Source organism: Actinoplanes sp. TFC3, from assembly GCF_001553785.1.
GTDB lineage: Bacteria > Actinomycetota > Actinomycetes > Mycobacteriales > Micromonosporaceae > Actinoplanes.
Map to the genome: position 1 here is coordinate 230,025 of NZ_LOJP01000002.1, position 13,509 is coordinate 243,533.

The following is a 13,509-nucleotide window of genomic DNA, read 5'->3' on the forward strand; positions in this document are numbered from 1 at the left end:
AACACCACCGGGGCGCGCGATGGGCTAGCGGGCTCAGACCTTGCTGTTGGGCGGGATCGTGCTGACCACTGCCGCGCCGGGGTGACCGGCCGGGACGTACCAGGGGATGAAGGCCACCGCGAGGACGAGGCCGAGCCCCAGCACGGCCAGGGCGAGCACCAATGCCAGCTCGCGGCGTGCGGACACGGGTTTCATGCGGGGGCCCTCCAGTGATGCCGGCAACCGGTGAACGTTCAGCGTCCTCCGGGGCGCGGCTCGGCGCAGTCACACTTAAGACGCTCGGGAAGCCGAATCGGTTGCGCCTCTCACAGGAAAGGTTCATGCAGCGCCGGTACCGTAACTGAATGGAAATCGTGTATCCCCCGGTCGTCGGCTTGGCCAAGACGATGTTCCGCGTGCTCGACATGCGCATCCAGATCGTCGGTGCACAGCACATCCCCACGAGCGGCGGGGCGGTACTCGCCAGCAACCACGTCAGCTACCTCGATTTCATCTTCTGTGGCCTGGCCGCCCAGCCGGCCAAGCGCCTGGTCCGGTTCATGGCAAAGAAGTCGGTTTTCGACCACCGGGTCAGCGGCCCGCTGATGCGCGGCATGCGGCACATCCCGGTGGACCGCACGGCGGGCAGCGCGGCTTTCCAGGAAGCGGAGACGGCCCTGCGCAAGGGCGAGGTGGTCGGTGTCTTCCCCGAGGCGACGATCAGCGAGTCGTTCACCGTCAAGGCGCTCAAGTCCGGCGCGGCCAGGCTGGCCCAGAGCGCCGGTGTGCCGCTGCTGCCGATGGCGGTGTGGGGCCCGCACCGGCTGTGGACCAAGGGGCACCCGAAAGATCTGACCAAGCGGCACGTACCGGTGCTGATCAAGGTCGGCGAGCCGCTCGCGGTGCCGCCGGAGGTCACCGCCGACGCGATCACGCTGCAACTGCGGCAGCGGTTGAGCGTCCTACTGGAACAGGCTCAGAAGGACTACCCCGAGAAGCCGTCCGGGCCGCAGGAGCAGTGGTGGATGCCCGCGCACCTGGGCGGCACCGCACCGCGGCCGGAAACCGTCGACGTGTAAGGGCTGAACGCGCAACGGCGCCGGTCCCCCCGAGGGGGAACCGGCGCCGTTGTCAGCTTATGGCTGTGTTCAGACCGAGCGGATGTTAGCCGCCTGCGGGCCCTTCTGGCCCTGGGTCACCTCGAACTCCACCCGCTGGTTCTCCTCCAGAGACCGGTAACCCGACATCTGGATAGCGGAGAAGTGGGCGAAGACGTCGGCGCCGCCGTCGTCCGGGGTGATGAACCCGAAGCCCTTGTCCGCGTTGAACCACTTCACAACGCCCGTAACCATGCTCGTCTCCTCGACGGTCGATCGCTCTCGGCCATTATGGACGGGAACGAGGTAGTAAGACCCCATTTTTAGGGTCTCGTGTCGCCGTACTGATCGCCCGTACCGGAGAAACCCGGGTTACGACAAAGAGCGCCTTGCGGCAGACTTCCCCGCAGGCGCTCCTGAGTACTTGGGAACCAAACTGACACAACGCAGCGAGCGTAGCACGACCAAGGAGGTCCTGGACGTGATCGGCACGCACGAAGCAAGCCGGCTCAGGGATGCCGGGCTGGTGTGGAAACCGGCTCCCGGCGATCGTTTCGCCATCCCGGACCGCGATCTCGACGATGACGTGTTCGTGCTCAGCAACATGACGATCGAGGTGCACAACCTGCCGGAAGGGCAGGTGATTGGCTTCAACGGCACCACCGAGTGGGCGCTGGACGACGTGGAACTGGAGGAGGCGCTGTGGCTGCCGCGCGAGGATCAGCTACGCGAGTTGCTCGGCGGCACGCTGCGCGCGTTACGCCGGTCGGACACGGGCTGGAACGTCGATATCACCCTGCTGGGTGAGGAGCGCACGTTCGCTGCCGCGACCGTCGAGCAGGCCTACGCCGCGGCGTTAGTGCACCTGCTCGCGGCGGCCGGTCTCTGATTCGGGCAGGCTGGTGATCAGATCGGCCAGGCCGTCGGCGTCGAGCAGGTCGGCCGGGCGCATGGTCACGGCATCACGGACGTAGTAGAAGCCTGCCCGTACGCGCGAAACCGGCACGTTCGCAAGGGCAGCCCAAGCCAGCCGGTACGCAGCCAGCTGCACCGTCGCCGCTTCGGCATCGGCGGCAGTGGGTCGCTGCCCGGTCTTCCAATCGATCACGTCATAGCGGTCCCCCGGGTCGGCGAACACGGCATCCATGCGCCCGCGCAGCACGAGTCCGGCGACGGTGGTGGCGAACGGCACCTCCACGTCCACCGGTGTCCGGTTGGCCCACTCGCCGGCCAGGAACGCCTGCTGCAACGCGGCCAGCTCCTCATCCGCGGCAGCCTCGTCATCGGCGGCGCCGGGCAGCTCGTCCACGTCGAGCAGCCGGACCGCGCCGTACCGCTGCTCCAGCCAGGTGTGAAACGCCGTGCCCCGGCGCGCGTAAGGCGCGGGCCGCGCCGGCAACGGGCGGCGCAGCGAGCGAGCCAGAAGTTGCGAATCGCGGCGCAGCACCACCAGCTGCGAAACCGACAGGTGCGGCGGCAGGGCGACGTCCAGCGGCCCGTCGCGGCGGGCACGCTCCTCACGCTCGGCCAGCAGCATGGTGGCCTCCTGACGCCACCGCGCGATGTCCCCATCACCGTCTGGTTCCCGGGCCGGCCCGCCTGTTTCCGGGGCCAGCCCGGCCAGGTCGGCGCCCAGCCCGGCCCGCTCGGCAATCTCCTCGTCGGACCCGGCGAGGTCGACGAACGCCTTGGCCGCCTCCGGGTCCGGCGCCGCGATCATCCGGCGGATCAGGTCCGCGGCCGCCGCCATGGCCGGTCGCCGCCCGCCCAGCGGGTCCGCCGGCCACTCCGCCGAGGCCACCAGCTCGGCACTCGGGTTCGGGGCATCGGCCGCCGGTTCCGGGGCCCAGTGCTCGACCACCCCGGCGCCGGCGAGGCAGGCGGCCTGGATTTCTTGCAGGAACACCGATGGTCCGCGGGGCCGTTTGACCCCGTCACCCCACCAGTACCCGGAGGCCAGCAGCAGCCTGCGCGGACGGGTGACCGCGACGTACGCCAATCGCCGCTCTTCGCGTTCGTCGTGTTCGCGCCAGGCACGACCGAACGCTGTAACCGCGCCCGCGGCGTCCTTCTGATCGACGGCCTCGGACAGGTCGAGCTGCGGCAGCCCGTCGGCGTCCCCTCTCAGCGGGAACGGCAGCACGCCCATCCCGCCGAGATAGTTGTCCGAGCCGCGGGTCATGCCCGGCCATACGTTCTTGGTCAGGCCCGCGACCGACACGACGTCCCACTCCAGCCCCTTGGCCGCGTGGGCGGTCAGCACCTGCACCGCACCCTCGACCACGTCGACCTGCCCCGGAGTGAGCCCGCGCTCCTCTTCCTCGGCGGCGTCCAGGAACGCCAGGAAACCGGCAAGCGTGCCGCCGTCGGTGTCCCCGGCGTAGCGGGCAGCGACGTCACCCAGCGCATCGAGATGCCCGCGCGCCAACCCAGCGTCACCGGCTCCCCAGCCCCGGACCGCCACTTCCACGTCCAGCCCGATGGTCCGCTCGATATCGGCGACCAGGTCCGGCAACGGCTGGTCCAGGCGCAGCCGCAGCTCGGCCAGCTCCCGGCTGTAAGAGCGCAGCCGGAGGTAGCCCTCCTGCGAGTACTGCTGCGGGGCACCCAGGTCAGCCATCGCCTCGACCAGGGTCGCATCGTCGAGCCGGTCCCCTACGATCTCCTCGGGATCCGCCGGTGCGGCTGCCCCCGCCGCTCGCCGGGCCGCCGCAATGGACCGGGACCGCCGGTGCACGGCCACCAGATCACGGGGGCCGATGCGCCACCGGGCGCCGGTCAGCAGGCGCAGCAGCGAGGCACCGTCCGTAGGGTCGGCGAGCACACGCAGCGTGCACACCACATCTCGTACCTCCGGGGTGTCCAGCAGGCCGCCCAGCCCCACGACCTCGACCGGCAGTCCCCGCGCGCGCAATGCCTCCTCGATCGCCGGAATTTGACTGCGCACCCGCACCAGCACCGCACTGGTCGGCCGCTTCTCCAGCGGAATGTCCCCGGGCAGCGCGTCCGGCAGGCGCGCCGCGGACCGCCACGCCTCGAGCATGGAGTCCGCGATCCAATCAGCCTCTTCGGCGTACGTGGGGAGCAGCGCACACGCCACCGTGCGCCCGCCCACCCGCTCGGCAACCCGCTGCGCCGGAACCAGCTCGGCCACCCGGGCCCCGGCGGCGCGCAACGGCCGGGACAACGCGTTGGCCACCTCGAGGATCTCCGGGCGGTTCCGCCAGCTCCGGGTCAGGTTGAGCACCCACGCCTCACGACCACCCGGACCGGTGAACTCGCGTGGGAACCGGTCCAGCGTGCCCGCCGACGCACCCCGCCACCCGTAGATCGACTGGCACGGGTCGCCGACCGCGGTGACCGGGTGCCCGCCGCCGAACAGTGCGTTCAGCAGGACCACCTGGGCGTGGCTGGTGTCCTGGTACTCGTCCAGCAGCACGATCTTGTAGCGGCCCCGCTCGATCGCCCCGACCTCGGGATGTTCGCGGGCCACAAGGGCCGCCCGGGCCATCTGGTCGCCGAAGTCCATGGCTTCCAGGTCGAGTTTGCGCTGCTCGTAGCGGCGAACCAGGGGTAGCAGGGTGAGCCGGTGCTGCTGGCGCTGCAACACGTCGGTGACGTCCTTGTAGACCCGCCCGGGCAGCGACTGGAGGTCGGCGAAGAAGCGCCCGGTCCAGGCGGCCAGGTCGTCCGGGGACACCAGGTGCTCGGCGAGCTCACCGGAAAGCGCGAGCACGTCGTCGGTCACGGTGCCCGGGGCGCGGTTCAGGCCGGTCATCTCCCCGGTGTACGACCGCACGATCGAGTCCACGATCTGCCACCGGGCCGCCTCGGTCAGCAGCCGGGCTGACGGTTCGTAGCCGGCGCGCAGGCCGTGCTCAATGACCACCCGGGCCGCGTACGAATGGTAGGTGGCAACGGTTGGCTCACCCGCCAGCGCGTCGTGGCGGCCGAGCCGGCGGACCAGTTGGCCGAGCCGCATCCGTACCCGATGGGCCAGTTCTCCTGCGGCTTTCCGGGTGAACGTCAGTCCCAGGATCTCGTCGGGGTGGGCGTACCCGTTGGCGACCAGCCAGACCACCCGCGAGGCCATCGTCTCAGTCTTGCCCGATCCCGCGCCCGCGACCACCAGCACCGGTTCCACGGGCGCCGAGATGATCGCGGCCTGCTCGGTCGTCGGCGCGTGCAGCCGCAGCAGCCGCGCCAGCTCAAGGGGGGTGTACCGGGGTCCCGAATCAGCGCGGCGCCGCGGCTGGGGAGCGGGATCGGCAAACAGAGACGGTTGCGTCACGGCTCCACTACCTGGCGTCCCTGACCGCTGACCGGGCAGCTCGTCCGGACCGGACAGACCCGGCATTTGGCATTGACAACTGCCGAGAAGGTGGCGGCGGCCATGGTGTCGGCCGTGCGGCGGACCATGGCGTACGCCCACTGCGGGTCCTCGGCCTCGGAAAGCGGAACCTGCATCTGCTCGCGCGCTTCCTTGGTCGGGCCCAGCTGAACCAGCGCCGCGCCCCCGCTTTCGGCACCGGCCCCGAGGTGCTCGAACGCCCCCGCGTCCACGGCGGCCTGGTACCCGGCGAGCTGGGCGTGCTCCTCGATGTCCGAGCCGGTCACGGTTGTCGACTTGCCGGTCTTCAAGTCGATGACCACCAGCCGGCCCAGCTCGTCAACCTCCAGCCGATCAACCCGCCCGGTCAACTGGATCGGCCGGCTCGGATCATCCAGCCGCACCGTGAACTCGTGCTCGATGGCCAGCAGCCGCCGCGGATTCTTGGCCAGCCACCGAAGCAGCTTGTCCACCATGCCCTGCGCGCGTTCCTGCTCCGGCCCAGCCAACCACCGCGCGGCCAGCTCGATGGCCTCAAAACGCGCGGAAACATACTCGACCAGTTGCTCCCGATCAGCGTTGGCATCCTCGGCCAGCATCGCCGCCGCGTGCACCAGGTTGCCCACGCCTTGAGCCGGTCCGGCAGGCGCGGCTCCACCATGGCGTTCGAGCAGCCACCGCAAGCTGCAGCGCAGGGCACTCTCCATGGCCGACGGCGTGACCTTGACCGGCTCACCTTCGTCGACGAGCGGGCGGTCGTCGGAGAGCGCGCGCAAGCCCCACCACTCGTCGGGATGGGCGCCGGGAACGCCGGCGCGGGCTAGCTTGGCCAGTTCAAGAGCGGCGGCATGGCGCCGGGCAGGCGTGAAATCGGGGGCGACCACAACGGTACGAAGCTCCGCCACGAGCGCGGAAAGTGTGAGGGCACGGGGTGGGCGGCCTATCGGTGGCGCGAAGTCCACTACCGGCGGGAGGAGGTCCTTGAGCTGCTCCGGGTCGGCGCTGCCGCTTTCTCCCCGCCTTTGCTCACGCTGCGCTTCCCCATGGGTTTCCTCGCGCTGCGCTTCCTCGCCTGGCGCTTCGCCGGCCGGGGCGTCGGGATCGTCGAACGGGTCGGGCTCGGTGGGGCCGGGGTCGTCCGGATCCGGCGTAGGCCCCGCATCCGGCGGCGGCTGATCATCTCCCCGCTGGTCGGGCAGGCCGAGTTCGGTGAGGAACCGGCTCGGCTGCTCCTCCCCGTCGGAACCGCCAACGCCCGCCGAGGCCACCGCCGTCACCATCAGCCGCTGCCGCGCCCGCGTCGTAGCCACATAGAAGAGCCGGCGCTCCTCATCCAGCAACGCCGACGTCTGCCCCACCACCGCAGCCGCCCCCGCCGCGGGCCGCCCGGCCAAGAAGTCGACAAGACGCTCCGACCCCAGCAGGCTGCCCCGAAGCCGAAGATCAGGCCAGATTCCTTCCTGTACGCCGGCCAGCACGACAACATCCCACTCCAGCCCCTTCGCCGCGTGCGCAGTCAGGAGCCGGACAGCCTCACCTCGGTCAGCACTGGGCGCAATGGAGTCAGCCGGCAGATCTTGACCGAGGACATGGTCAAGGAACACTTCCGTACGCGCCCCCGGCAACCGGTCCACGAACCGAGCAGCCGCGTCGAACAACACCACCATGGCATCAAGATCCCGGTCGGCCGCCTCCGCGCGCCACTGCCGAGCCCGGCCGCCCTCACCTCCCGGTTCAACGGGGGTGCCGCGGGTGCTCAGTCCGTACCATCGCTCCGCCAACCCGCTGGCCCGCCAGACCTCCCACAAGACCTGCTCCGCAGTTGCTCCCGGCGCCGCCGCAGCCTGCCGCGCCACCGCAATCAACCGCGACACGTTCTGAGCAGGCACCGCCCAGCGCCGCTCGACCATGTCCAACCCGGCCGGATCCCGCATCGAGTCGACAAGCAGCTCACCGGAGGGCCGCCGATCCCCGGCAGCCAGGGCCAGCGCCCGCAATCCCTGCCGCAGCCGCCGTTCGGCGAGGGGGTCGGCGCCGCCGAGCGGGGAGTGCAGGAGGGAGACGGCCGCTTCTTCATCGAGTACGTCGGGCTGCAGGGCACAGCGCAGGAGAAGCAGGAAGGGGGCAACGGCCGGCTGAAGGTGAAGCGGAAGATCCTCGGAGTGGGTGACGGTCGGTACGCCGGCGGCAACCAGGCCCCGCTGCAGCGAAGGAAGCTGAAGGCTGGTGGACCGCAAGATCACGGCCATCCGCGACCAGGGGATGCCGTGCAGGAGATGCGCTTCCCGGAGCGCATGCGCTACGAAGGCCGTCTCCGCTGCCGCTGTGCGAAACGTCCGCACAACAGCGGCGGGAGGCGCAGCGGTGGCAGGCGCCGTTGCGGAAGTCACGGCGTCCGGCAGGGGGGCCGGAGGGTGCAGGGCGCGGTGGCGCATCCGGCCGCGCATCCGGCGGGCCACCCGGGCGGTCGAGGAGAGCAGGCCCGGCGCGCCGCGGTAACTCGTGTGCAGGGTGACTGTTTCGGCGAGGGCACTTGAGGACGTACGGAATCGATTGGGGAAAAGCGCGACCGCCTCCGGATCCGCGCCCCGGAAGCCGTAGATGGACGAATCCGGGTCTCCAAACGCGACCAGGGGTTTTCCGCCGCCCGCGACCAGCGACAGGAGTTCGATCTGGGCCGGGTCCGTGTCGGCGAGCTCGTCGACGTACACGTATTGCAGCCGGCGGCGTTCCGCGTCGAGCAGGTCCGGGTCGTCGGCGAGCAGGCCCGAGGCGGCGCGCACCAGCTCCGCCGGGTCGTAGGCCGTGGACCCGCGCGTGGTGACGTCGCGCAGAGCGAGCACCGCCACGTACTCCCGCAGGAAACGCGCGGCGGCGGGCCAGTCGTCGCGGCCGAGTTGTTCGCCGAGGCGGGCGAGTTCGACCGGGCCGATGCCGCGTTCGGCGGCGCGTTGCATGAGGTCGCGGAGCTGCTGGGCGAAGGCTCGGGTGGGCAGTGCCGGCCGCAGGGCGTCGGGCCAGCCGATGGTGTCGGCGGCTTGCTCGTCGCCGACCACTTCGAGCAGTTCGCGGATGATGAGGTCCTGCTCGGGCCCGGTCAGCAGGCGTGGCGACGGCTCTCCCCGCTCGGCTGCGGCCCGGCGGAGGAGGCCGAAAGCGTACGCGTGGAAGGTGCGTACCAGGGGCTCATGGTAGGTCGGACCCGAGATCCGGGCCTCGATCCGGTCCCGCAGCGCCATCGCCCCGCGCCGCCCGAAGGTCAGCACCAGGATCCGCTCGGGATCGACGCCCGCCGCGATCCGCTCGGCCACCGCCTCGACCAGGATGGTCGTCTTGCCGGTGCCGGGCCCGCCAACCACCAGCAGCGGCCCATCGGTATGCCCGGCCACATACCGCTGCAACGGATCATCCCGCAGCACATCAACGGCCGGCGCGGGCCGGCGAACCAGCCGGTACGCGGGCCGATGAACGGCAGCAGGCGTCGAGGTCACGGCACCAATAACACCACGCCCCTACGACAACTTCCGGCGAGGGTTCCCGATCATCACCCGGCACCGGTTCTACTCGTCGCCCGGTCCCCAGATCCGCTCGACGCGGCCGTCTCGTTGCACGACCCAGATGGTTCCCAGACCTTCTGGCTCGGCGCAAATCACCAGCCTCCCGGAGGGCAGCAACTACGCGCTTGCCGATATTGCGATCGACAAGGAACTCAGGCCGCACGCCGCGCCATGACTCGGAGGACCACTTCCACTTCGTCGGTGCTCAGGTCGTACTCGTCGGCTATGTCCTCTACTGATTCACCGCCGCCGTAGAACAGGTCCGCGATGGTCTCAACTTTGATCTTGCTGGACTGGAAGACCGGCTGACCGAAGCCGAAACGCGGGTCGATGATGACGTCAGCCGCGCCATAGGGGCGCAGCACCAGGCGGGACGCGTAGCCATCGTCGGCATACGACACGTACTTGATCACAGCCTCGATGACCTGCCGGATGGCTACCTGACCGTCTCGGGCCCGCACCCATTCCGGCGCGACCTTCGACGCGGCGTTGTAAAGCAGCTCGCCCCCGTCGGTGGCAATCATGTTCGTCGCGAGCACGTATTCATCACCCGTTTGCTCGCGAAGCCGGGCCACGCCCGCCCGGATGTGCTGCATGGTCAATCCGGTGTTCCGCAGCTCGCGAAGGATCTGAGCCTCGGCAAGTGCGACAAACGGCAACCGCGGACCGTGCGGACTCTCGGGGCGCACCGAATGCATGACCGGCCCGTCACCGGCCGCTTTGAGCCACTCCTTGATGGTGGTGGCCGAAATGCCCATGTGCACGCCCGCAGCCGAGGCAGTCAGCAGCGGGGCGGTGAACCGCCCGTCACGCTCAACCACCGTCGTCATGCTGCCACCGTATCGTTTCCCAATGCCGGCGTGCTCCCCGCTCAGGCCGGTTTGCCGATCGACGCGCGCATGCGGATGGGCATTGACACGCGGTGGATTGCCGGCTCCTCGCTCTTTCCGAGCAGCAGTTCCACCGCCTTCCAGCCCAATTCGTAATGCGGCAGCGCGACGCTCGTCAATTGCGGCCGCAGCCAAGCCGCCATGTCCGAATCGTCGAATGACATCACCGAAACCTCGCCGGGAACCGACAAACCCGCTTCGCGCAGCGCCTGGTACGTCCCCAGCGCCACCCGGTCGTTCAAGCACACCAGTGCCCGCGGCGTCACCCCGCGCGCCAAAGCCGCCGACACCGCCTCGTACGCCGGCTCGGGCCACCAGTCGCATTCGATGGTGCCCGCCATCTTCACTCCGGCCGCAGCGAAGCCCGACCGCAGCCCGGCCACCCGCTCGCGTCCGGCGAACACGTGCTCGGCGGGGGTTCCGACCAGGTAGATCCCCGCGGAGTGGCCCGCCTCGACCAGCGTTGCCGCCGCCCCCGTTCCCGCCGTCACCTCGTCGGGGATGACCGAGTGATGGACTGGCTTGGTTGCCCGGGTCAGGCAGTTCAGCAGGACCACCGGGTGTCCTTTGAGCAGGTTGGGCACGCGCACGTGGCGGGTGAACATCGAGGCGTAGATGAACGCGTCCACCTGGCGGTCCAGGAAGTCGGAGATCAGCTTCTTCTCGACCGTCGCGTTGCCTTCGGTCTCGCCGATGAACAGCAGGTGACCGCGCGCGACCGCCGCGGCGAGCGCGCCGTGGATGGCCCGGCCGGCGTAGGGGTCGGACGCCAAAGTGTCGGACACCAGGGCAACAGTCTTGGTGATCTTCGTACGCAGGCTGCGCGCCATCAGGTTGGGCCGGTAGTCCAGTTCCTGGGCGGCACGCAGCACCCGTTGGCGGGCGTCCTCGGAGATGCGCATGTCGAGATGGCGCCCGGCCAGGACAAAGGACGCCGTGCTGCGGGACACGCCCGCCCGCTCCGCGACCTGCAGCAGGGTCACCCGTGGCGGGGGCATGTCCAAAAGTCTACTGATCGACATCCTTGACGCAGGTGTACGCACACGGCAGGGTTCCGCTAAATGCTTCTAGCGGGGCCATTCCCCCTGCCGGGCCGGCAGCCACGAAGAGCACCGGTTCGGCAGGGCTCCCGGGAAACCCGGCTCCAGGGAGAAGCGGCTAGTCGTTCGCGTGCAGGGCCGAGTTCAGCTCGATGCCGGTGCCCTTGCGCGGCCGGGCCTCCAGCGCCCCCGTCACCGAGTTGCGCCAGAACAGCAGGCCGTTGACCCCGGACAACTCCTTGGCCTTGACCACGCGCCCATCCGGCAGGGTGAGCTTGGCGCCGCCGGTGATGTAGCAGCCGGCCTCGACCACGCAGTCGTCGCCGAGCGAGATGCCGATGCCCGCGTTCGCCCCGAGCAGGCTGCGCTCGCCGATCGACACCTTGTCCTTGCCGCCGCCGGACAGTGTGCCCATGATCGACGCGCCGGCGCCCACGTCCGAGCCGTCGCCGACCACGACGCCCTGCACGATGCGGCCCTCGACCATGGAGGTGCCGAGCGTGCCGGCGTTGAAGTTGCAGAAGCCCTCGTGCATGACGGTGGTGCCGCTGGCCAGGTGCGCGCCCAGGCGAACCCGGTCGGCGTCGGCGATGCGCACGCCCGAGGGGGTCACGTAATCGGTCATCCGCGGGAACTTGTCCACGCCGTGGACCGCGAGGTGGCGCCCGGCGGCCCGCTCGATCAGGCGCAGCTCGTCGACGCGGTCCGGCGGGCACGGGCCGGCCGACGTCCAGGCGACGTTGGCCAGCATGCCGAAGATGCCGTCAAGGTTCTGCTCGTTGGGCCGGACCAGGCGGTGCGAGAGCAGGTGCAGCCGCAGGTACGCGTCCGAGGAGTCCTTGATCGGCTCGGCCAGCGACGCGATCTCGATGCGCACCTCGACGGTCGACAGCCCGGCCGGCGCCTTCGGGCCGGTCAGCCCGGCGGGCAGCGCCGGCAGGTCGCCCGGCACTTCCCCCAGGCCGAGGAAGCCGGTGGGGTACCAGGTGTCGAGCACCGTCCCGTCGGCGGTCACGGTGGCGAGGCCGATGCCCCAGGCTGCGGAGGTCGAGATCGCGCTAGTCACGACGGGAACCCTACTAGAGGCGAAGCATCGGCAAATTCCTGCTCGCTGATCCAGTAGGTACTCCCCCAGGGGTTGTATATCCGCAGCTGATCGCCGGTGTGACCGATCACTACCAACTCGTGGTCGGCGGCAATGAACGGAATGGGGTAGCCATCATCAACGGCTCGCTCGATATCGGCGAGCAGAGCAGGTCCGAAGGGCCGTTCCTCGTACCGGCGTCCGGTGTGCGGAGCGATCTCCTCGTTCGCTACCTGCGCCGACTGCCCCGGCGTCATGCCGTCGAGCCCCAGAACATCCTGTACCCAATTGCGCCCGCCGTCGTACACACGTTGCTGCTCCGAGCGCAGTTCTCCGGGCGTCGATGTGATGCTTAACGCATAGACCGGGTCGACCTCGGCGTGGGCCGTGACCGTCGCCGCGGCTACGCAGGTCGGATACGGCCCCTGCCCCCAGGCCAGCGGGTCCAGATGCTGGTCGAGCCATCCGGCGTCGTGCGGGGCGATCGCCTCGGCGAAGGCCACCAGGTCGGCGCCCTCGTACCCGGCCGCGCTGGCCTTGAGCAAGTAGGCGCGCTGCGGTGCCGAGTCCGCCGACATGATCAACTCTCGGGTCCCCGAAGCGACCAGCTCCACGCGCGAGACGGTGGCGGGCGCCAGCGGAAGACTGTCGTTGATCAGCACGCAATCGAGGGCTCCGAGCGGCAACCGGGCGGCCTGACCTGCGAGGTCATGGAGTTCGACGGCCAGGTCCGAGGCGTTGTCGCGGGCCGCGATGTGAGCTGCGACGCGCAGATCAATGCCGATTTCCGGAGCCACCTGCATCTCGATCCGGCCGGTCCGGTCACGCACCGTTGCGCTTTCCAACCCTTCCCCGTACGTCCCCAGCACCCCAGCCACGCCCCGCACAGCCTCCGCCGCACGCGCAACCTCGTCAGCCAGCGCCCGCACGACCTCGGCAGCCGCGGTGTGCGCCTCCCCGGCCCAAGCCCCGGCGAAGTCCTCGTGCACCAGCGCCGCGAGCACCTGCGCCGATTCGTGCAGGGCAGCCGCCGCGTCCCTCCAGCCCTGTTCCAGGCTCAGCACTTGGGCAGCGTCCCCGCCGATCGACGCCACGCGAGCAGCCTCGCGCGCCGCCAATGGCCAGTTCCCGGTGCCGGCGTGGATCGCGTCCTGCAATGACGCCAACCGGTCCAGCGGGGTCACCGGGGGTCCAGGCGCGTCTCGGCGGTTGCGTCGCTGTGGTCGTACCCGTCGGCGCTTTCTCTGATGGCAGCGGCCAGCTCCCCGACCGCTTGGCGCAGCACCGTGATCTGCGCCTGCCAGCTCGCGCTCGCCTCCCGGTACGGTCCCGCAGTGGCACAGTCATCGAACATCGTGGCGATCGACACGTCGCCCTCGGCTTGCGCGACGATGTGGCCGGCTTGCTCCAGTGGCTGCCCGGCCTGCTCGACCAGCCGATCCGCGACTGCTCGCAAGTGAGCCGTATCGACTTTCATCGTTGCTCTTTCCGCCGGAAGTCCCCCGCCCGACGGTAGCGTCGTCAAGCTCGCC

11 protein-coding genes are annotated in these 13,509 nt (G+C 70.0%); 2 read left to right on the plus strand and 9 right to left on the minus strand.

What is annotated here, in order from left to right:
* Window positions 1–33 precede the first annotated feature (33 nt).
* A complete protein-coding gene (locus tag TFC3_RS38600; RefSeq protein WP_173745408.1) occupies window positions 34–195 on the minus strand; it encodes a hypothetical protein in 162 nt (53 codons plus the stop codon).
* Between the two features lie 149 nt (window positions 196–344).
* Between TFC3_RS38600 and TFC3_RS28070 the strand changes: the two genes are divergently transcribed.
* Complete coding sequence (locus TFC3_RS28070) at window positions 345–1,058, plus strand: 1-acyl-sn-glycerol-3-phosphate acyltransferase (protein WP_067508126.1); 714 nt, start codon at window positions 345–347, stop codon at window positions 1,056–1,058.
* Window positions 1,059–1,127: 69 nt separating this feature from the next.
* Here the strand turns inward: TFC3_RS28070 and TFC3_RS28075 are convergent, their stop codons facing one another.
* Complete coding sequence (locus tag TFC3_RS28075) at window positions 1,128–1,331, minus strand: cold-shock protein (protein WP_014447450.1); 204 nt, start codon at window positions 1,329–1,331, stop codon at window positions 1,128–1,130.
* Between the two features lie 226 nt (window positions 1,332–1,557).
* Between TFC3_RS28075 and TFC3_RS28080 the strand changes: the two genes are divergently transcribed.
* Entirely contained in the window at window positions 1,558–1,965 is a 408-nt protein-coding gene (locus TFC3_RS28080; RefSeq protein ID WP_067509753.1) for a pilus assembly protein CpaE, read from the plus strand.
* Here TFC3_RS28080 and TFC3_RS28085 read toward each other — a convergent pair.
* The 7 genes from TFC3_RS28085 to TFC3_RS28115 all read right to left on the minus strand — a co-directional run bounded on the left by TFC3_RS28085 (window position 1,933) and on the right by TFC3_RS28115 (window position 13,454).
* Window positions 1,933–5,367, minus strand: a complete 3,435-nt coding sequence (locus tag TFC3_RS28085; protein ID WP_067508128.1) for an ATP-dependent DNA helicase — start codon at window positions 5,365–5,367, stop codon at window positions 1,933–1,935. The genes TFC3_RS28080 and TFC3_RS28085 overlap by 33 nt on opposite strands.
* Window positions 5,364–8,897, minus strand: a complete 3,534-nt coding sequence (locus TFC3_RS28090; RefSeq protein WP_067508130.1) for an ATP-dependent DNA helicase — start codon at window positions 8,895–8,897, stop codon at window positions 5,364–5,366. Before TFC3_RS28090 ends, TFC3_RS28085 begins: the two co-directional genes overlap by 4 nt.
* A 218-nt stretch (window positions 8,898–9,115) precedes the next feature.
* The gene (locus tag TFC3_RS28095) at window positions 9,116–9,793 is read right to left on the minus strand and encodes a DUF433 domain-containing protein (RefSeq protein WP_082772560.1); all 678 of its coding nucleotides are present in this window, start codon (window positions 9,791–9,793) and stop codon (window positions 9,116–9,118) included.
* Window positions 9,794–9,834: 41 nt separating this feature from the next.
* Window positions 9,835–10,851 carry a LacI family DNA-binding transcriptional regulator gene (locus TFC3_RS28100; RefSeq protein ID WP_082772561.1) on the minus strand — a complete coding sequence of 339 codons (1,017 nt, stop codon included), beginning with the start codon at window positions 10,849–10,851 and terminating at the stop codon, window positions 9,835–9,837.
* 160 nt (window positions 10,852–11,011) lie between these two features.
* Window positions 11,012–11,959, minus strand: coding sequence for a 2,3,4,5-tetrahydropyridine-2,6-dicarboxylate N-succinyltransferase (dapD, locus tag TFC3_RS28105; protein WP_173745409.1), 948 nt, complete (start codon window positions 11,957–11,959; stop codon window positions 11,012–11,014).
* Window positions 11,956–13,161 carry a WXG100 family type VII secretion target gene (locus TFC3_RS38250; protein ID WP_067508133.1) on the minus strand — a complete coding sequence of 402 codons (1,206 nt, stop codon included), beginning with the start codon at window positions 13,159–13,161 and terminating at the stop codon, window positions 11,956–11,958. Before TFC3_RS38250 ends, dapD begins: the two co-directional genes overlap by 4 nt.
* Window positions 13,158–13,454 (minus strand): type VII secretion target, encoded by a 297-nt coding sequence (locus TFC3_RS28115; protein WP_082772562.1) that lies wholly within the window; start codon window positions 13,452–13,454, stop codon window positions 13,158–13,160. Before TFC3_RS28115 ends, TFC3_RS38250 begins: the two co-directional genes overlap by 4 nt.
* Between the last annotated feature and the right edge of the window lie 55 nt (window positions 13,455–13,509).

Excerpts from the sequence above, each read along its gene's own strand:
- TFC3_RS38600 (WP_173745408.1), bottom strand. The coding sequence starts at position 195 with ATGAAACCCGTGTCCGCACGCCGCGAGCTGGCATTGGTGCTCGCCCTG.
- TFC3_RS28070 (WP_067508126.1), top strand. The coding sequence starts at position 345 with ATGGAAATCGTGTATCCCCCGGTCGTCGGCTTGGCCAAGACGATGTTC.
- TFC3_RS28075 (WP_014447450.1), bottom strand. The coding sequence starts at position 1,331 with ATGGTTACGGGCGTTGTGAAGTGGTTCAACGCGGACAAGGGCTTCGGG.
- TFC3_RS28095 (WP_082772560.1), bottom strand. The coding sequence starts at position 9,793 with ATGACGACGGTGGTTGAGCGTGACGGGCGGTTCACCGCCCCGCTGCTG.
- TFC3_RS28100 (WP_082772561.1), bottom strand. The coding sequence starts at position 10,851 with ATGCCCCCGCCACGGGTGACCCTGCTGCAGGTCGCGGAGCGGGCGGGC.
- TFC3_RS28115 (WP_082772562.1), bottom strand. The coding sequence starts at position 13,454 with ATGAAAGTCGATACGGCTCACTTGCGAGCAGTCGCGGATCGGCTGGTC.